General features: G+C 73.4%; 14 protein-coding genes and 2 pseudogenes. 9 read left to right on the plus strand and 7 right to left on the minus strand.

The features are described 5' to 3' along the window. Window positions 1-42: 42 nt before the first annotated feature. On the minus strand, window positions 43-927 hold the full coding sequence (locus M4D82_RS14485; protein ID WP_249766445.1) for a hypothetical protein: 885 nt from the start codon (window positions 925-927) through the stop codon (window positions 43-45). 128 nt (window positions 928-1,055) lie between these two features. Between M4D82_RS14485 and M4D82_RS14490 the strand changes: the two genes are divergently transcribed. After that, window positions 1,056-2,252, plus strand: coding sequence for an aminotransferase-like domain-containing protein (locus M4D82_RS14490; RefSeq protein WP_249766446.1), 1,197 nt, complete (start codon window positions 1,056-1,058; stop codon window positions 2,250-2,252). Window positions 2,253-2,268: 16 nt separating this feature from the next. Here M4D82_RS14490 and M4D82_RS14495 read toward each other — a convergent pair whose 3' ends face one another. Both M4D82_RS14495 and M4D82_RS14500 read right to left on the minus strand, forming a co-directional pair. After that, on the minus strand, window positions 2,269-3,501 hold the full coding sequence (locus M4D82_RS14495) for a barstar family protein (RefSeq protein ID WP_249766447.1): 1,233 nt from the start codon (window positions 3,499-3,501) through the stop codon (window positions 2,269-2,271). 46 nt (window positions 3,502-3,547) lie between these two features. After that, entirely contained in the window at window positions 3,548-5,383 is a 1,836-nt protein-coding gene (locus M4D82_RS14500; RefSeq protein ID WP_249766448.1) for an AMP-dependent synthetase/ligase, read from the minus strand. A 116-nt stretch (window positions 5,384-5,499) separates the two neighbouring features. On the opposite strand from M4D82_RS14500, the gene M4D82_RS14505 reads away from it, so the two are divergent. Both M4D82_RS14505 and M4D82_RS14510 read left to right on the plus strand, forming a co-directional pair. Then, complete coding sequence (locus M4D82_RS14505) at window positions 5,500-6,546, plus strand: AraC family transcriptional regulator (RefSeq protein WP_249766449.1); 1,047 nt, start codon at window positions 5,500-5,502, stop codon at window positions 6,544-6,546. 168 nt (window positions 6,547-6,714) lie between these two features. Continuing rightward, complete coding sequence (locus M4D82_RS14510) at window positions 6,715-7,893, plus strand: lipase family protein (RefSeq protein WP_249766450.1); 1,179 nt, start codon at window positions 6,715-6,717, stop codon at window positions 7,891-7,893. A gap of 172 nt (window positions 7,894-8,065) precedes the next feature. Here the strand turns inward: M4D82_RS14510 and M4D82_RS14515 are convergent, their stop codons facing one another. Together M4D82_RS14515 and M4D82_RS14520 are read right to left on the minus strand one after the other, a co-directional pair. Continuing rightward, complete coding sequence (locus tag M4D82_RS14515; RefSeq protein WP_249766451.1) at window positions 8,066-9,457, minus strand: alpha/beta hydrolase; 1,392 nt, start codon at window positions 9,455-9,457, stop codon at window positions 8,066-8,068. A 362-nt stretch (window positions 9,458-9,819) separates the two neighbouring features. Beyond that, a complete protein-coding gene (locus M4D82_RS14520; protein ID WP_249766452.1) occupies window positions 9,820-11,682 on the minus strand; it encodes an AMP-dependent synthetase/ligase in 1,863 nt (620 codons plus the stop codon). Window positions 11,683-11,930: 248 nt separating this feature from the next. Between M4D82_RS14520 and M4D82_RS14525 the strand changes: the two genes are divergently transcribed. Both M4D82_RS14525 and M4D82_RS14530 read left to right on the plus strand, forming a co-directional pair. After that, window positions 11,931-12,749: an LppU/SCO3897 family protein gene (locus M4D82_RS14525; protein WP_249766453.1), complete on the plus strand. Its 819-nt coding sequence runs from the start codon at window positions 11,931-11,933 to the stop codon at window positions 12,747-12,749. 61 nt (window positions 12,750-12,810) lie between these two features. After that, a complete protein-coding gene (locus M4D82_RS14530; protein WP_249766454.1) occupies window positions 12,811-13,191 on the plus strand; it encodes a VOC family protein in 381 nt (126 codons plus the stop codon). 20 nt (window positions 13,192-13,211) lie between these two features. Here the strand turns inward: M4D82_RS14530 and M4D82_RS14535 are convergent, their stop codons facing one another. Beyond that, window positions 13,212-13,754, minus strand: coding sequence for a GNAT family N-acetyltransferase (locus M4D82_RS14535; RefSeq protein ID WP_249766455.1), 543 nt, complete (start codon window positions 13,752-13,754; stop codon window positions 13,212-13,214). Window positions 13,755-13,808: 54 nt separating this feature from the next. Here M4D82_RS14535 and M4D82_RS14540 point away from each other — a divergent pair. The 4 genes and pseudogenes from M4D82_RS14540 to M4D82_RS14555 form a co-directional block, all read left to right on the plus strand. Next, window positions 13,809-14,193 (plus strand): annotated as a pseudogene (locus tag M4D82_RS14540) (DUF5753 domain-containing protein); the annotation flags it as partial. 15 nt (window positions 14,194-14,208) lie between these two features. Beyond that, window positions 14,209-14,307, plus strand: a pseudogene (locus M4D82_RS14545) (DUF397 domain-containing protein); the annotation flags it as partial. 43 nt (window positions 14,308-14,350) lie between these two features. Further along, window positions 14,351-16,222 (plus strand): WD40 repeat domain-containing serine/threonine protein kinase, encoded by a 1,872-nt coding sequence (locus M4D82_RS14550; protein WP_249766456.1) that lies wholly within the window; start codon window positions 14,351-14,353, stop codon window positions 16,220-16,222. Then, window positions 16,222-16,368: a hypothetical protein gene (locus M4D82_RS14555; protein WP_249766457.1), complete on the plus strand. Its 147-nt coding sequence runs from the start codon at window positions 16,222-16,224 to the stop codon at window positions 16,366-16,368. Before M4D82_RS14550 ends, M4D82_RS14555 begins: the two co-directional genes overlap by 1 nt. A gap of 87 nt (window positions 16,369-16,455) precedes the next feature. Here M4D82_RS14555 and M4D82_RS14560 read toward each other — a convergent pair whose 3' ends face one another. Continuing rightward, the gene (locus M4D82_RS14560; protein ID WP_249766458.1) at window positions 16,456-17,781 is read right to left on the minus strand and encodes a dicarboxylate/amino acid:cation symporter; all 1,326 of its coding nucleotides are present in this window, start codon (window positions 17,779-17,781) and stop codon (window positions 16,456-16,458) included. Window positions 17,782-18,183: the final 402 nt, after the last annotated feature.

Consider the following 18,183-nt stretch of genomic DNA (forward strand, 5'->3'; position numbering starts at 1 on the left):
CGTCGTAGCCGGCCCGACCGCCAGGCGGGCCGGCTACGGCTTTCAACGCAGCTGGTCCACGTAACGGTCCGTACCCGGGATCGTCGGAATGAACGGCGCCACCAGCTCCACCCTGCCGAGCCCGGCCTCCGCCACCTCCGCGTCCATCCCCTGGAAGCGGTCCCAACAGGTGCGCGGGTCGGCTTCGAGGAACCAGAGCAGCGTGAGGCGGGTGTCCACCCCCTCGACCTGCTTGACGTAGGTCATCCGGTCTCCGGGCAGCGGCGTCGGCCGGAAGATGGTCACCATCGCGGCCGGTGAACCGTTCAGCCGCTTCGGCAGGGACCGGGAGCGCAGCCATTCGAGCAGCTCCGCCCGCCGCTCGGGTCCGTCGGTGTCGACGACCTGGAGGACGAGCCCGGCGTAGGGGTGGTCGAGGGCGTGGAAGTCGCGGGGGCCGGCGGCGCCGTCGCGGTAGACGGTCGCCTCGCGGTCCTGGAAGGCCGTGAAGACGTGGGTGCGGTCCTGGTAGACGCGCGCGTCACGGTTCAGGCGCTTGTTGATGCCGACCGTCCACTTCATGTGTTCGTCGTAGCGGCCCTCGGTCACCCAGTACGTGGAGAGGTAGCAGCCCGCGCGGACGGGCTGGGCGACCGCCGACTTCTCCGGATAGCGCAGGTCCTGGAGTTCGCGGGTGGCGACCCAGCGGCGGCCGGCGTACATCCAGGGCATGGCCATGGCGCCGGCGTAGTAGTGGTCGTCCTCGTACCAGCGGTTGTACGCGTACTCGTGGCCCGGGTGCGGTTCCACCATCGTGATCAGCGCGTGGCCGGGGCGCACGCCGTACGGTCCGACCGCGGCCAGGGCGCCGTAGTCATCGACCCGGGTGTCATGGGCCGGCGCGTCCTCGGCGCCGCGTCGCCGCCCCTGTCCCTCTGTTGTCGTCATGGCACCGGTTTAGCTGATGCTTCGTCAGATGGGGAGGGGGCGGGCGGCGTTCGGTCCGTGGACAGGTAGGTGCTGTCTGCACCTTTCGCCGTTAGGCTGCGGCCACCCGCCGTCCCGAAGGAGCCCCCATGCCCCTCGCACCCGTCGCCGCCCCGCCCGCCTTCGCCGCCCGCGCGACCGCCGTCGGCGGTTCCCCCGTACGCGAGATCCTGGCCCTCACCGAGCGCCCCGGGGTGATCTCCTTCGCCGGCGGCCTGCCCGCCCCGGAACTCTTCGACACCGCCGGACTGCGCGCCGCCTACGACGCCACCCTGGGCGGCGCCGGCTCCGCCCGCGCCCTCCAGTACTCCACCACCGAGGGCACCCCGGAGCTGCGCGAGGCCGTCGCCGTCCGGGCGGGCGCCCGGGGCCTGGCCACCACGGCGGACGACGTCCTCGTCACCACCGGCTCGCAGCAGGGCCTGACCCTCCTCGCCGCCACGCTCGTCGAGCCGGGCGACACGGTGCTCGTGGAGAACCCGACCTACCTGGCCGCCCTCCAGTGCTTCGCCCTGGCCGGAGCCCGCGTCGTCGCCGTGCCCTGCGACGGGGAGGGGCTGCTGCCCGACGCCCTCGCCGAGGCCGTCGCGCGGGAGCGGCCGAAGCTGCTGTACACGGTGCCGACGTTCCAGAACCCGACCGGCCGCACCCTGCCCGGCGCCCGCCGCGCCGAGGTGGCCCGTATCGCGGCCCGCCTCGGGCTGTGGCTCGTCGAGGACGACCCGTACGGGGACCTGCGCTACGAGGGCTCCGAGCAGCCGTGGATCGCCGCGCACCCGGGCGCCGAGGACCGCACCGCCCTGCTGGGCAGCTTCTCCAAGGTGATGGCCCCCGGCCTGCGCCTGGGTTGGCTGCGCGCCCCGGCCGCGCTGCGGCGCGCGGCGGTGGTCGCCAAGCAGGCGGCCGACCTGCACACCTCGACGGTCGACCAACTGGCCGCCGCCCACTACCTCACCGCCCACGACCTCGACGCGCACATCGCCCGCGTCCGGCAGGCCTACCGGGCCCGCCGCGACGCCCTCCTGGCCGGACTCGACGGGGCGCTCCCGGCCGGCTCGGAGTGGAACCGCCCCGAGGGCGGCATGTTCGTCTGGGCCCGACTCCCCGAGGGGTACGACGCGACGGAGCGGCTGAAGTCCGCCCTCGCGCACGACGTGGCCTACGTGCCCGGCGCCCCCTTCCACTCGGGCACCCCGGACCCGCGCACCCTGCGCCTGTCCTTCACCACGCACACCCCGCAGGAGATAGCCGAGGGCCTGACCCGGCTGGGTCGGGCCCTGCGGTAGGCGCGCCGCCGACCGGTCAGCGCACCTCGACGCGCACGCCGAAGGCGCGCAGCCGGCCGAGCACCTCGTCGGCGTAGGACGCGTCCGACGCGTCCGAGCCGTCGGCGAGGGCCCGGCGCGTGGCTTCGTAGTCGTGCCAGACGAGGGTGAAGGGCGGGGTGGCGCCGAAGCCGCCGCTCAGGGCGTCGAAGAGGGAGTTCCAGCAGCGGCCGTAGTAGCCGCCGGGTCCGTTGACGGCCTCCCCGAGCGCGCAGTGCAGGGCGCGCCAACCGGTCACGGAGCGGCCGTCGAGGTGGTACGCGCCGCCCTGCCGGTCCTCGCCGACGTGGGGCACGGCGAGGTCGAGCCACTCGCCGTGCAGCTCGTCGGGGAACCGCGCCCACAGGCCGGGCGCGGTGGGACGCCCGCGCTCCCACGCCTGCCACAGGGGCCGGGCCGCCGGGAGCGGGCGGTCCTTGATCCGGCCGGTGAGCGTCACGTCGAGCAGACCGTCGCCCAGGGTGGACGGCCGCTCGTCGGTGACGTGCACGGAGAGGTCTCGTCCGGTCATCACCCGACCCGTCCGGTCGATCGCGAGGAGCTCCGCCCTCCCCCACCCGGTCCGGCGCGACAGGGTGCCCGGCTCGCAGCCGAGCAGCCGCAGCACGTCGGGGCGTTCGCGGATGCCGGAGCGGTCGACCGGCCCGGCGAACAGACCCGGAACGGCGGCGCAGGTGCCGTAGGGGACCACCTCGCCGGAGGACTCGTCGTACGAGGACTCGTCGTACAGGGTGTACGTCATCTGCTCCTGGCGGGACGCGGACGGGCTACCGAAGGACCAGTCCGGTGCCTCGACGCCCGCCTCGACGGCCACGTCGACGAGGCCGGGATCCTCGGGACTGGGTTGCCGATCGGTGACGACCAGGTCGTGCAGCAGGTAGCTCCAGTCCCGGATCCGCTCGCCGCCGAGGCTGACGTCGAGCCGTACGTGGCCCGCCCGGCCACCGTCCTTGCCGTCGACGGCGTCGCGCAGGACGCCCTCCGGGGCGCACCCGAAGAGGACGAGTTCCTCCCTCGGGGGCGCCGGCGGCTCGGCGAACAGGCCTTCCACGGCCGCGCACTGCGCCAGGACCTCGTACCCGTACGCGTACGGGACGCCGATGAGCCGCCCGTCCGGATCCTCACCGGGGGCCGCCGGGGCCTCGGCGGTGACGACGTAGCGCGGTGGTGTGGCGGGCGGCCGGCTCCAGCGGGCCTTCCAGGGGGTCATGGCACCCATTCAACCGTGGGCCCGGACGCCCCTGTGCCGGCCCTCGTCAGGCGTAGAGCGCCTCGATCTCGGCGGCGTAGCGGCGGGCGACTTCCGCGCGGCGGGGCTTGAGGGTCGGGGTGAGGGTGCCCGCGTCGATGGAGAGGTCCTCGGCGAGGATGTGGAAGGCGCGGACGCGGGCCGGGCGGGAGACGGTGGCGTTGGCGGCGGCCACGGCTTCGGCCACCAGGGCGCGGACCGCCGGGTGCGCGGCCGGCGAGGGGCCCACGTCGAGGCCCTCGCGGGCGGCCCAGGCGGTGATCTCGTCGGCGTCCAACGCGATCAGGGCGACGGGGTGCGGGCGGCGGTCGCCGATCAGGATCGCGCGCGACACGTAGCGGGAGGCGGCGCGCACCGCGAACTCGACCTCGCTGGGGGTGATGTTCTTCCCCGCCGAGGTGATGATCAGCTCCTTCTTGCGACCGGTGATGCGCAGGAAGCCGTCGCCGTCGAGTTCGCCCAGGTCGCCGGTGTGCAGCCAGCCCTCGGGGTCGAGGACCTCGGCGGTGGCCGCCGGGTTGGCGTGGTAGCCGGGGAAGACCATGGGGCCGCGCGCCAGCACCTCCCCGTCGGCGGCGATGCGGATCTCGCAGTCGCGGACGGGCCGGCCCACGGTGCCGTACCGGACGGCGTCGGGGTGGTTGGCGCTGAGCAGCCCGCCCGACTCGGTCATCCCGTAGCCCTCGAAGACGTGTATCCCGCAGGCGCGCAGGAAGTCCATGGCGGCGGGGTCGATGGGGGCGCCACCGGTCGACGCCCACCGCAGCCGGCCCCCGAAGGCGGCCCGCACCAGGGAGTACAGGGAGGCCTCCGCCGCCTCCCACGCGGGGCGCAGTTCCTCGGGCAGGGCGCCGTCCGCCGCGAGTACGCCGATCCGTACGGCTTCCTCGAACCGTTCCCGCCCGTCTTCGCCCTGCCCCTCCGCGAGGCCCCGCACCACCGCGTGGACCTTCTCGAACAGGCGGGGCACGGACGGCAGCAGGGTGGGGCGGGCCTCGGCCAGTTCGGCCACCACGTCCTCCACCCGGCCGCCGAAGTAGCAGAGCTCGCCGCCCTCCAGGAGGGTGGTGAACTGGATCAGCTGCGCCAGCATGTGGGCCAACGGCAGGTACAGGTACGTCGAATCCCCCGGCCCGCCCTTGACCAGCGGGAAGATCGCGTCCTGGACGGCCGCGAGATTGCGGTGGGTGAGGCGACAGCCCTTGGGCGGGCCGGTGGTGCCGGAGGTGTAGACGATCGCGGCGTCCATGTCCTCGGTCACGGAGGCGGCCCGCGCGGCCAGTGCGGTGTCGAGGGCGGCATCGGCGTCGCGGGCGTCATCGGCGTCGCGCGCGGCCTCGGCTTCGCGGGCGTCATCGGCGTCGCGGTGGGCCTCGGCTTCGCGGGCGGGGCCGCCGTACATCTCGTCCATGCGCACGATCGCCCTCAGCGCCGGCAGCTTCGGCCGCAGCGCCTCGACCCGGGCGGCCTGGGCGGCGTCCTCGCAGACGGCCACCACCGCCGCGGAGTCGGACAGCACCCAGGCCACCTCCTCCTCCCCCGCCGTCGGGTACACCGGCACCAGGACGGACCCCGCCGCCAGGATCCCGAAGTGCGTGTACGTCCACTCGGGCCGGGTCTCCGCGAGCACCGCGACGCGTTCCCCGGCGGCCACGCCCAGGCCGAGCAGCAGCCGTCCCGCGTGGCGGGAGGCCGCGCCGAGTTCCGCGTAGGTCCGGGTCCGCCAACCGCCCTCCGGGGCGCGGAAACGCAGGGCGGTGTGCGGCCCGTACCGCTCCTCGGTCCATTGGGTGAACTCCGCCGACGTGCGCGGTCGACGAGCGTCACGCGGTCGAGCGTCCATGGTGCCCCTCCCGGAGTAGGTGACCCACGAGGCTAGGCAGCCCCGCGAAGCCGGCGGTATGGCCGGAGGCGTCAACACCGCTGACCCCGGCGCTCATTGGGGCTACCGTCGAACGCATGGACAGGGCCGCGGGGAGCGCCGTTTCGACCGACAGGGCACGGACGACCGTCACCGTGCACCACGTACGGGCCGTCCTCGCGGGCGTGCGGCGCGCCGGCGTCGATCCGGTGCCGCTGCTCCAAGAGGCGCAGATCCCGCCGCTGTTGCTCGGCGACGACCGGGCGCGCGTCACCCCGGCGCAGTTCGCGCGGCTGTTCCGGGCCCTGTACCGCACGACGCGCGACGAGTTCCTCGGCCTGTCGGCGCAGCCCAGCCGGCCGGGAACCTTCGCGATGATGTGCCACGCCTCGCTCGGCTGCCGGGACCTGCGGGCGGCGACCGAGCGGGCCGCCGTCTTCTACGGGCTGTTCCCGGGCGGGCCGGAGTTGACGCTCGAAGTGGACGGCGCCGAGGCGCGGTTCACCGTCCGCAACGCCTTCGACGGGGACGAGGAACGGTTCCTCAGCGAGTGCGTGCTCGCGATCTGGCACCGGCTGAGCAGTTGGCTGATCGGCCGGCGCGTCCCGCTCTCCCACACCGCCTTCGCCTACCCCGCGCCGCCGCACGCGGACGAGTACGCGACGCTGTTCGACTGTCCGGTGCGGTTCGGCGCCGACCGCACGGGCGCGGTCTTCGACGCGCGCTGCCTGACCGCGCCGCTCGTACGGGACGAGGCCGCGCTCGACGCGCTGCTGCGCCGGGCCCCGTTCGACCTGCTGGCCCGCCCCGCGTACGGGACCACGGTCGCCGAGCAGGTACGCCGCACCCTGACGCACGGGCTGCGGGACGCGCCGCGGCTGCCGGAGCTGGGGGAGGTGGCGGCCCGGCTGGCGGTGTCGCCGGCGACGTTGCGGCGCCGGCTCCAGGGGGAGGGCACCTCCTTCCAGCGCCTGAAGGACCAGGTGCGGCGGGACGCGGCCATCGCGGGCCTCGCGGAGGGCCGGGAGCCGATCGCGGAACTCGCCACCCGGCTCGGCTTCTCGGAGGACACCGCCTTCCACCGGGCGTTCCGCCGCTGGACGGGGACGACGCCGGGGGCGTACCGGATCGCTTCGGGGGCGTAGGGGGGCGTTGGCGGCGCGGCGGGCGGTGTGGGGATTCGGGGTCAGGAAAGGTGAGCGGTCCGGTCAGGCACATGCCGACCGGTCGGTCACTACCTTCTCCTCACCACCCCTTCTCCTCACACCCCTTCTCCTCACCACCCCCACACCGGACCCTTGGGAGAGCCGCCCATGCGCATCCGAAGCACCGCCACCGCCACCGCCACCGCCCTGGCCGCCGTCGCCACCCTGGCCGTCTCGGCCGGCATCCCCGCGGAGGCCGCGGAACGGGCCACCACCCGCCCCGGCGACATCGTCTCCAGCGTCCCCTCCGCCTTCCACCCGCTGCCCGGACAGCCCACCAACACCAAGGCCTGGAAGGTCCACTACCGCTCCACCACCGCCGACGGCGCCCCCAACGTGGTCTCCGGGACGGTCATCGTCCCGCAGGACGGCCGCACCGGGCCGCGCCCGCTGATCACCTACGCCGTGGGCACCGTGGGCCTGGGCGACTCCTGCGCGCCGAGCGCCAACCTCCCGTACGGCACCGCCATGGAGGCCAACCTCATCCAGCAGTACACGCTGCGTGGTTGGGCCGTGGTGGTCACCGACTACGAGGGCCTCGGCACCCCGGGCACGCACACCTACACCGTCGGCCCCTCGGCCGGCCACGCGATGCTCGACGCCGCCCGCGCCGCCGTACGGCTGCCCGGGGCGGGGCTCTCGCCGGACAGCCCGGTCGGGATCATCGGGTACTCGCAGGGCGGCCAGGCGAGCAGTTGGGCCGCCGAGCTGCAGGGCTCGTACGCACCGGAGTTGAAGGTGAAGGGCACGGCGACGGGCGGTGTCCCGGCCGACCTGCTGAAGGTGGCCGCCTCCAACGACGGCTCCTTCGGCTCGGGGCTGATCTTCATGGCCGCCGCCGGGCAGGACGCGGCCTTCCCCGAGCTGAAGCTCGACTCCTACCTGAATCCGGCGGGTCGCGCCCTGGTCTCGGGGATGAAGGAGCACTGCGTCGCCATCGACGCGATCGCCGGCTCCTTCAAGCGGATCTCCGACCTGACGACGCGCGACCCGCTCGCGCAGCCGGACTGGCGGGCCCGCCTGAACCAGAGCCGGCTGGGCCGGACGGCGCCGGCGGCGCCCGTACTCCAGTACCACGCGCTGGCGGACGAGCTGATCCCGTACGCGGTGGGCCGGCAATTGCGCTCCGAGTGGTGCGCGAAGGGCGCGGACGTCCAGTTCGACACGATCTGGCTCGGTGAGCACGTCAGCGGTGTCATCACGCACTCCCCGGCCGTCGGCGCCTGGATGGCGGACCGCTTCGCCGACCGCCCCTCGCGCCCCGACTGCCAGGGGGTGTCCGACTAGGTCGTGTCTTGTGGATCATGCCGGATTAGCGAGCGGCGTCCGGGGCCGTGCGTCGCAAGGCGGAGGAGGGAGCCACTGCGGAGCATTGGCGACCGACGACAACGCGGCGAGGCGCGGCACCGGGCGTCGCGAGCCCGGCATGATCCACAAGTCACGGCCCAGGTCGCGCCGTTCACCCGCCGGACGGGCAGGAGCGGGTTCCGTGGGGGAGGCGGCCGTCGAGGAGGAAGCCGTCCACGTAGCCGCTGACGCAGCGGGAGGCGGTGTAGCCGGTGTGACCCTCGCCCTTGTGGTCGATGATCACGGCCGAGCCGAGCCGGCGGGCCGTCTCCTCCGTCCACTCGTACGGGGTCGCCGGGTCGCCGCGCGTGCCGACGAGCAGCACGCGCGGGGCGCCCGGGTGGTCGATCCGGCGGATGAAGTCGGTGCCGGCGGGGCGGCCGTAGCAGGCCAGTACGGTCAGCAGCTGGTACGGGCCGAAGATCCGCGACGCGGCGAGGAACTCGGGTCGCAGGGCCCGCAGTTCCCGCTCCACGGCCTCGGGGCTCGCCTTGTCGTTGCTCCGGTCCGGGTCGTCGGCGCAGTTCACGGCGGCGAGCGCGGCTGCGGCGTTGTCGGGGGGCACCGCGTCGGGGCCGCCGCCGTCCTCGTCTTCGTCGTCGTCGGGCGGCGGTTCGTCGGGGCTGCCGAGCTGGAGCAGGCCGAGCGGGTCGCCCCGGTGTTCGGCGGCGGCGAGGGCGTCCGCGAGCCGGGGCCACTCGGTCTCGGAGTACAGGGCCTGGGCGATGGCGGCGGTGGCGTCGCGCCCGGTGAAGTACGAGCCGTCCTGCCCGATGAGCGGCGCCCGGTCGAGCCGCTCCACCAGGGCGTCGACCTCCTCCTTGGCGGTACGGGTGTTCGTGCCGTAGACGCAGCCGGGCCGGTGGGCGCACCAGACGAGGAAGTTGTCGAGGGCGCGCTGTTGGCCGCGCGCGGAGACGAGGGCCTGCTCGGCGAGCGGCTCGGAGAGGGTGTCGACCCCGTCGAGGACCATGCGGCCGGTGCTCTTCGGGAACAGCGCGGCGTACGCGGCGCCCAGGCGGGTGCCGTAGGAGAAGCCGAGGTAGGCGAGCTTGCGGTCGTCGCGCCGGTTCAGGACGCGGCGTATGACGTCCATGTCGCGGGCGACGTGGACGGTGCCGACGTACGGGAGGACGGGCCCGGAGTACCGCGCGCAGCGGGCGGCGTGCGCGCGCAGGGCGGCCAGCTCGCCGGCGGCGTCGTCGGTGACGGGCCCGTCGTCGGAGTCCGCGCCGCCCGACTCGGGCCCGCCGGCGCCGCAGGATATGCCGTCGCTGTGGCCGACGCCACGGGGGTCGAAACCGATGAGGTCGTAGCGTTCGCCGAGCGTCGCGAAGGTCGTGGCGTTGGCCGCGAGGAGGGCGATCCCGGAGGCGCCGGGGCCGCCGAAGTTCAGCAGGAGCGGGCCGAGGCGGCGGTGCGCGGGGCCGGTCGCCGGTATGCGGGCGAGGGCGACGTGCGTGGTGCCCCTGGCGGGGTCGGCGTGGTCGAGGGGGACGGTCAACGTCGCGCACCGCATCCCCTCGGGGACGCGCGGCTCGGGGCAGTCCCCCCAGCGCGGGCGCTGGTCGTGGAAGCGCGCGAGGGGGTCGCCGGGGGCGGGGGCGGAGGCGGCGGCCTGGGCGGATGCGGCGGACGGAGCCGGGGCGCGGGCGGCCGAGGCGGCCGGGGGCGGGCCGCCGGGGTCGGGGCGAAGCCGGCCAGGAGCAGCGCGCAGGTGGCGGCCAGGGTGCGCGTACGGGGCCGGCCGGCGAGGCGGCGGCGGGAACGGTGCACGGCACCTCCTCGTGCCTCGCGCGGCCCCCCGGACCAGTGAGCCCACCATAAGCGGGCCCCGCCGCCGGCGCCGCTCGAACGCCGCGCCCCTCACACCCGGCGGTACAGCTCCTCGATCCGCTCCGCGTGGTCCGCGACGATGGCCGCGCGGCGCAGCTTGAGGGAGGGCGTCAGGTGGCCCCGCGCCTCGGTGAAGTCGCCCGGCAGGACGGCGAAGCGGCGGATGGACTCGGGGCGCGAGACCAGCTTGTTCGCCTCGTCGACCGCCCGCTGGAGCTCCTCCAGCAGCTCGGGGTCCGTGACCAGCTCGCGGCGCGGGACGCCCTGCTTGCGGTGCATCTGGCGCCAGTGGTCGAGCCCGTCGGGCTCCAGGGTGATGAGGGCGGCGACGTAGGGCCGGTTGTCCCCGACGACCAGGCACTGGCCGACCAGGGGGTGGGCGCGCAGCCAGTCCTCCAGGGGCGCGGGGGCGACGTTCTTGCCGACGGAGGTGATGATCAGGTCCTTCTTGCGGCCGGTGATGGTGAGGTACCCGTCGGCGTCGAGTTCGCCGATGTCCCCGGTGGCCAGCCAGTCGCCGCCGGGGTGCGCGCCGACGTTCCAGTACCCGGCGAAGACGTGCGCCCCGCGCAGCAGGACCTCCCCGTCGTCGGCGATGCGTACCGCCGTGCCGGGCAGGGGCCAGCCGACGGTGCCGAGGCGGGGGCGCTGCGGCGGGGTGACGGTCGAGGCGGCGGTCGTCTCGGTGAGCCCGTAGCCCTCGAAGACCTCGATCCCGGCGCCGGTGTAGAAGGCGGCGAGCCGCCGGCCGAGGGGGGAGCCGCCGCACAGGACGTAGCGGACGTGTCCGCCGAGCGCGGCGCGGATGCGGCGGTAGACGAGCGGGTCGTACAGGGCGCGGGCGGCTCGCAGGCCGAGGCCGGGGGTCTTGCCCTCGGCGGTCTCGCCGATGCTGCGGGCGATGCGGGCGGCCCGGTCGAAGGAGGCGGCGCGGCCCATCCTCTCGGCGGTGGCGCGGGCGGTGTTGTAGACCTTCTCCAGCACGTAGGGGATGGCGAGGAGGAAGGTGGGGCGGAAGCCGGCCAGGTCGGCGAGGAGGTCCTCCGTCGTGATGCTGGGCGCGTGCCCGAGTCGGACGCGGGCCCGCAGGCAGCCGACGGCGACCATCCGCCCGAAGACGTGCGACAGCGGCAGGAAGAGCAGGGTGGAGGCCGGCTCCTCGCTGACGGAGGTGAAGACGGGGTAGAGGAGCGCCACCGCGTTGTCGACCTCGGCGAAGAAGTTCGCGTGGGTGATCACGCAGCCCTTCGGCTGTCCGGTGGTGCCGGAGGTGTAGACGAGGGTGGCGACGGAGTCCGGCGTACGGGCGGCCAGGCGGGCGTGCACGACGGCGTCGGGCAGGTGTTCCCCGGCCTTGACGAGCCGGGCGATGGCTCCGGTGTCGAATTCCCACAGGTGGGCGAGCCACGGCAGGTTGACGCGCTCGGCGCTGATCAGGCGGGCCTGCGCGGTGTCCTCCACGGCGCAGGCGACGGCGCCGGAGTCGTGGAGGATCCAGCGGGCCTGGAGGGCGGAGGAGGTGGGGTAGACGGGTACGGTGACCAGCCCCGCGGCCCAGCCGGCGAAGTCGAGCAGGGTCCATTCGTAGGTGGTCCGGGCCATGATGGCGAGCCGGTCGCCTTCGGCGAGGCCCTCGGCGATGAGCCCCTTGGCGACGGCGAGCACCTCGGCGGCGAACTCGGCGGCGCTCACGTCCCGCCAGGTGCCGTCGCGTTCCTTGCGGGAGAGGACGGGCGCGTCGGGGGCCTCGCGGGCGTTGAGGAAGGGGATGTCCCCGAGGGATCCGCTCGCCGGTATCCCCGCGAGCGCGGGCACGGCCACCTCGCGGACCACTCCGTCGACGATCGTCTTGAGGGGCTCGACCGGTCTCGGTTGGGCGGTGTCCAGGTCCACGGCGTCTTCTCCTCGGCTCGCCGGTGGGTTACCGCCGGTAATTTACGGACGGGCCACCGGGCCGACCACCCTCTGAACCACTTCTCCCCCGCACCTGCACACCGCTTTCGCGGCGTCCTCGCGGCGTCCTCGCGCCGTCCTCGCGCCGGGACTTGTCAGGCGGAACGCCTGCGTCAGCGCGGACGCAAGAGGCAGAATCGCCAAAGGTCCGTCAACTTCCCCCCACCGACCACCCTTTGGAGCAGCCGATGTCCTCTCAGGAAATCGCCTTGACCCTGTCTCCGCAGGAGGCCGCGACCGGGGTGACGATCGACATCCCCCTCCCGACGGGCTCCGCGCGCCTGCGCATCCCGCCGTCCCGCGACGGCGACCTCGTCCGGGCGCGCGTCGGGGACGAGACGGTGGAGCTACGGATCCGCGTGTCCGCGACGGCGGCCGGCGCGGCGGGTACGGCCGCCACGGCCGCCACGTCCGCCTTCGCCGCGCCGACCCCCGCGCCACCCACCACACCGCGGCCCGGCAAGGCCGGCCGGATCGGATGCCTGGTGGCCCTGGCCCTGGTCGCGGTCGTGATCGCCGGCGCAGTGATCACCAGCGGCGACGACGACACGTCCGACAACGCGGGCTCGTCCTCGACGGCCACCCCGTCACCCACCGAATCGTCCTCCCCGCCCTACAGCACCGCCCCGCAGCCCACGGTGACCACGGCGCCCACGCCCAGGCCCACGCCGACCCGCGCCCCCACGTCCGAGCCCAGCTACACCTTCCCCCCTCCCGTCTTCCCCTCCCTCTCCGAGCCCAGCCCGTACGACCGGGGCACCTGCCTCAACGGGACCCTGCCGGACTCCACGACGCCCACGCGCGTCAACGACGTGGATGAGGTGCCCTGTTCGGCGTCCGACGCGCACTACAAGGTCATCGAGACTTTCCCCGGCACCTCGGACATGGACCGGTGCGAGAGCAACTCGAAGACGGAGTACTCGTTCTCCGCCCGCTACACACGCGGCGGCGTCGTCACCAACGAGTACGTGTACTGCCTGGTCGGCCTCGGCTCATACGCCCGTTGAACTGACGTTTCGGCACGAATGTGCTGGACAGCGCGTCGCACGGCGGTCGATCATGCGGGCCATGACCTCTCTCGTACGGCACGTCACGTTCGACTGCTCCGACGCGTACTCCCTCGCCCGCTTCTGGGCGAACGCCCTCGGCGGCACCCTCGCCGACGACGACGCCCCCGGGGACCCGATGGCGACCGTGACGTCGGCCGGCGCCGCCCTGCTGTTCATCCAGGTGCCAGAGGGCAAGACCGTGAAGAACCGCGTCCACCTGGACCTCCAGCCGCAGGACCGCAGCCGCGACGACGAGGTGGAACACCTCCACGCCCTCGGCGCCAAGATCATCGGCGACTACCGCGAGCCGGACGGCACGGGCTGGGTGACGATGACGGACCCGGAGGGCAACGAGTTCTGCGTGGAACGCAGCGCACCGGAACGCGCGAAGACGCAGTAACCCCCAGGCCCGCCGGGGCCCTACACCGCCGGGGCCGACTTCCACTCCTGGGCGAGGAGCCCGAGTACGACGTCGTCCAGGAACTCGCCCATCACCCAGGCCGAGGACCGCAGCACGCCCTCGCGGACGAAGCCGTTGCGCTCGGCGGAGCGCAGCATGGCGGCGTTGTCCGCCAGCGTCTCGATCTGGAGCCGCTGCAGGCCGCGCACGATGAACCCGTAGTGGCACAGCACCGCGACCACGTCGGTGCCGTATCCCTTGCCGCGCGTGGCCGGCAGCAGCCCCAACCCGAGGTGCGCGGACCGGTGGTGGGTGTCGATGCCCCACAGCGTCGCGGCACCGACGAGGCTGCCGCCCTCCAGCTCCACCACGGAGAACGGGACGTGCCCCTGCTCGGTGTCGTCCACGACGAGCCGCGGGTCCCGCGAGCCGGGCGTGATCGGTCGCCACGGCCGACTGTCGGCCCGCGCGGAGCCGACCACGTCGTCGTAGAGCTCGGTCCGCAGGATCGGAATGTCCTCATCGTGCCGAGCCCTCAGCCCGACCTTGCTACCCCTCAGCATGCGATCTTCCTATCCGACCGGGCCGGCCGACGGCAATGCAATATGAGGCCGCGCCTGTTGCAAACCCCGGAGTACACGCGGGCACTGTTCAGGGCATGGCGGCCTGTCTACGTGCCGGACGAGCTTGAGCGGATGCTGGAGGCCCGAACGGCCCGCCAGTCAATCTTCGACCGGTTGCCTGCCCCGACGCTCAGCTTCGTCCAGGAAGCAGTTACCCTCTGCCGCCCGATCGGAGGGCCAATGGGTCCTGCGCCGACAGCTCGAACTCCTACTGGAGGTGGCCCAGTTGCCCCACGTCGAGCTCCAGGTCATGCCGACCGATGTCGACGAACACGCGGGCATGGCTGGACGCATCCAGATGCTCAAGTTCCGGGACGGCTCGGCTGTGGGCCGATCCGACGGAGCCTTCTACGGCCGCCCGGTATCCGACCCGAAGCAGCAGGCACCCTGCCGGGTCCACGTGCGGGACTCCAAGGACACCGCGCTCCCCCACCTCACCTTCAACCCCTCCGCCTGGACCGGCTTCCTCTCCTCCCCCGGTGTTACAGAATGATCCGCATCTAAACCGAGGGGGTGCGGTGCGGGCGGGAGAGCGGTTGGCCGGGCGGTATCGGCTGGATGCGCGGCTCGGGCAGGGTGGGATCGGGGAGGTCTGGCGGGCGTACGACGAGGACCTCGGCCGGGCGGTGGCCGTCAAGGTGCTGCTGGAGTTCGACGCCTCCGACGAGCTGCTACGACGCTTCCGGCGCGAGGCGGCGATCGGGGCGCGGCTCCAGCATCCCGGGATCACGGTCGTCCACGACATCGGGCAGCACGAGGACCGGCTGTTCATCGTCATGGAGTTGCTGGAGGGCCGCGACCTCGCCCACACCCTGGCCCTCACCCCCGGGCGCGGGCTCCCGCTCTCCGAGGCCGTCGGGCTCGCCCTCCAGGCGACCGAGGCGCTGGAGGCGGCGCACGCCCAGAAGGTGGTGCACCGGGACCTCAAGCCCGCGAACCTGTTCCTCCTCACCGACGGCCGCCTGAAGATCTGCGACTTCGGCATCGCCCGCACCGCCGACGCCACGGGCGGACTGACCGTCACCGGGCGGGTGTTCGGGACCCCGGCCTACATGGCCCCCGAGCAGTGGCGCGGCGAGCACGTCGACGCGCGCTGCGACCTGTACGCCCTCGGGTGCGTGTTGCACGCCCTGCTGACCGGTGCGCCGCCGTTCGCCGACGCCGGGCAGCCGTGGGCGCTGATGCGCCGGCACCTGGACGAGGCGCCGGCCGCGCTGGACACCGTACGGGCGGACGTGCCGGTCGCCCTCGCGGAACTGGTCGCCGCCCTGCTGGCGAAGGACCCTGCCGACCGGCCGACCGCGACGGCCACCGCCGAGCGCCTGCGCGCGCTGCCGATCCCGGGGCCATCCGTCCCTGGACCGGCGCCGGTCCCCGCCACGACCGCCACCGCCTCGACCGTGCCCGCCCCGAGTCCCGGGCCGCACCGACGTAGCGTCCTGCTTGGCGGTCTGGCCGGGCTGGCCGCCGCGTCCGGAGGGGCGTACGCGGTCCTGCGGCTGTCAGGCGACGAGACAGGCGGCGCCCACTCGGAGACCGTGATCGTCCGTCTATCCGGGTCGGCGGAATCGGTGGCGTTCAGCCCGGACGGCAAGCTCGTCGCCGGCGGGAGCAGCGATGGCACCGTCCGGCTGTGGGACGTCGCCACCCGCGCGAGCTCCTCCCCGTTCCCCGGTCACAGCGGTTCCGTGACCGCGGTGGCGTTCAGCCCCGAGGGCAGGACCCTGGCCAGCAGCGGCGGCCGTGAGGTCCGGCTGTCGGACGTCACCGCGCGCAGCGGTGCCAACAGCCTGAACCCCTCGCTCGGCGCGTGGTCGCTCTGCTTTGGACCGGATGGCAGGACGCTGGCCGCCGCCCACGAGGACAACTCCGTCCGCCTGTGGGACGTCTCGGGCAGCCCCGGCACCGTCATCGCCATCTTCACCGGTCACACAGCACAGGTCTGGTCGGTGGCACTCGCCCCGGACGGCAGGACTTTGGCCAGCGGCGGCGACGATGACACCGTCCACCTGTGGGACGTGGCCACCCGAACCAAGACCGCCACCCTCACCGGCCACACGGACCACGTGACCGCCGTGGCGTTCAGCCCGGACGGCAAGATCCTCGCCACCGGCGGTGCCGACAAGACCGTCCGTCTCTGGGACGCCGCCACCCGCACCACCACCCAGGTCGACACCCTGGCCGGCCTCAACAGCAGCGTGCGGGCGCTGGTGTTCAGCCCGGACGGAAAGACCCTCGCCGGCGGCGGCGGCCGGACCATCCGGTTGTGGGACGTCGCCACTCGCACCAACACCACCAAGCTGAACGGGCACACGGGCGCGGTGAACTCGTTGGCCTTCAGCCCCGACGGCAAGACCCTGGCCAGCGCCAGTGACGACTCCACCGTCCGCCTGTGGAAAACCCCCTGATGGCCCGGAAGGGGAGCAGTGACCTGCCCCAGGACCGGGGCTGTCTGCGGTGGGTGCCCGTCTTCCACCGCACCCTCGGGCGCTGGTGGTACGCCGCCCCCTTCCTCCTGGCCTCGGTGGCGTACGTCCGCGCCCAGACGGTCTGACGTCAGGTCGGCGCACACGACAACAGCCCCCGCCCGGACGGGGGCGGAGGCTGTCGGCGGTGTGCGCGGTGGCCGCGCGGGGGTGCGTCAGGCGGCGGCGACGACCGGGGTGCGGTCGGCGGGGGCGGACTCGTCGAGCGGGGAGGACGAGGCGGCGGCGTAGGCCTCCTTGTCGAGGATCCCCTCACGGGCGGAGACGAGGACCGGGACGACGGCCTGGCCGGCCACGTTGGTGGCGGTGCGCATCATGTCCAGGATCGGGTCGATCGCCATCAGCAGGCCGACGCCGGCCAGCGGCAGGCCCAGCGTGGACAGGGTCAGGGTCAGCATGACGGTCGCGCCGGTCAGACCGGCCGTGGCGGCGGAGCCGACCACCGAGACGAACGCGATGAGCAGGTACTCCTTGATGCCCAGCTGCACGTCGAAGATGTTCGCGATGAAGATCGCGGCGAGCGCCGGGTAGATCGCGGCGCAGCCGTCCATCTTGGTCGTGGCGCCGAACGGGACGGCGAAGGAGGCGTACTCCTTCGGGACGCCGAGGCGCTCGGTGACCTTCTGGGTGACGGGCATGGTGCCCACCGAGGAGCGGGAGACGAAGGCCAGCTGGATGGCGGGCCAGGCGCCCTTGTAGAACTGGAGCGGGTTGACCTTGGCGACGAAGGCGAGCAGCAGCGGGTAGACGCCGAACATCACGAGCGCGGAGCCGATGTAGACGTCGGCGGTGAAGGTCGCGTACTTGCCGATGAGGTCCCAGCCGTACGAGGCGATGGCGGTGCCGATGAGGCCGACGGTGCCGATCGGGGCGAGGCGGATGACCCACCACAGGGCCTTCTGGAGCAGCTCCAGGACGGATTCGGCGAGATTGAGGACCGGCTGGGCCTTGGAGCCGAGCTGGAGGGCGGCGATGCCGGCGACGGCGGCGAGGAAGACGATCTGGAGGACGTTCAGCTCGGTGAACGGCGTGACGATGTCCTTCGGCACGATGCCGGTCAGGAAGTCGATCCAGGAGCCGGTCTTCTTGGGCTCCTTGCCGTCGGCCGGGGTGAGGCCGGTGCCGGCGCCCGGGTCGGTCAGCAGGCCGATGGCGAGGCCGATGCCCACCGCGATCAGCGAGGTGATCATGAACCACAGCAGCGTGCGGGAGGCGAGGCGGGCGGCGTTGTTCACCTTCCGCAGGTTGGTGATGGACACCAGGATCGCGAAGAAGACGAGCGGGGCGACGGCCAGCTTCAGCAGCTGGACGAAGATGTCACCGACCTGCTCCAGCGTGGTCTTCAGCCAGCTGATGTCCTGGCTGCGGGCGAGCCAGCCGAACAGGACGCCGAGCACGAGACCGGTGACGATCTGGGCCCAGAACGGGAACTTGAAGCCGGTGGCCTTGGCGGGAGCCTGGGCCTGGGGGGACGCGGACACGGACACTCTCCGGGGGATGACGCACAGAAGTACGGCGGAAGGTTTCTGCGAGGGGTTCTACGCGGTTGTGCGCGGTGCGATGCGGTGCGGCAGCAGCCGGAAAGGGGCCGGGCCGGCCGGGACCGCTGCTGTGTCGACTCCGAACGGAATCAGCTCCGAACGGATTCAGCGGCAACAGCAACAGGCCGCGGACACGCGGCGGCAGAGGTCGACGTGCAGGCGCTCCACGAGCGGGACGCCCGTGGTCATCGAATGCGCGGCTGAGGTCAACATGTTTCACACGCTAACACTTCTACTTTGAGAATCTCAAAGCAGTACTTTGAGCCACTGGTGGACGAGGACCCCCGCCCCCACCCCCGAAAACGCCGAAGCCCCAGCGGAACGGGGGTATTCCCGTCGCTG

It is taken from the genome of Streptomyces sp. RerS4, from assembly GCF_023515955.1.
In the GTDB taxonomy this organism is placed as follows: Bacteria; Actinomycetota; Actinomycetes; order Streptomycetales; family Streptomycetaceae; genus Streptomyces.